1 protein-coding gene is annotated in these 641 nt (G+C 70.5%); it reads right to left on the bottom strand.

What is annotated here, in order from left to right; all coding sequences use genetic code 11:
* Positions 1-641 (bottom strand): transketolase C-terminal domain-containing protein (locus tag GSE44_RS25140; RefSeq protein WP_328799109.1); only part of this gene is annotated, 641 nt, incomplete at both ends.

Raw genomic sequence — 641 nt, 5'->3', positions numbered from 1 at the left:
TCGACGGTGAGCAGGACGGCGTGGTTGCGGGCGAGGCGCTCGACGAGTTCGGTGTCGAGCGGCTTGGCAAAGCGCGCATCCGCCACCGTGCAGGACAGCCCCTGGGCGGCGAGTTCGTCGGCCGCGCGCAGCGCTTCGGCGAGCCGCGTGCCGTAGGAGAGGATGGCGATGGTGCTGCCCTCGCGGAGCACCCGTCCCTTGCCGATCGGCAGCACCGTGCCGCGGGCGGGGAGTTCGAGGCCGGTGCCCTCGCCGCGGGGGTAGCGGAGCGCGATGGGCCCTGCGTCATGGGCGGCGGCGGTGGCGACCATATGGGTCAGCTCCACCTCATCGGCGGCCGCCATCAGGGTCATGTTCGGGATGCAGCCGAGATAGGCCACGTCATAGGCCCCGGCATGGGTCGCGCCATCGGCGCCGACCAGGCCTGCGCGGTCCATGGCAAAGCGCACCGGCAGGTTCTGCAGGGCGACATCATGGATCACCTGGTCATAGGCGCGCTGGAGGAAGGTGGAATAGATGGCCACGAAGGGCCGCAGCCCCTCGCAGGCCATGCCGGCGGCAAAGGTCACCGCATGCTGCTCGGCGATGCCCACATCGAAGGTCCGGCGCGGGAAGCGCTTCTCGAAGGCATCCAGCCCCGT

The organism is Muricoccus harenae, from assembly GCF_009848505.1.
Classification (GTDB): domain Bacteria; phylum Pseudomonadota; class Alphaproteobacteria; order Acetobacterales; family Acetobacteraceae; genus Roseomonas; species Roseomonas harenae.
Note: the sequence above shows the minus strand (reverse complement) of the source record. Positions and strands in the feature narration are given on the sequence as shown.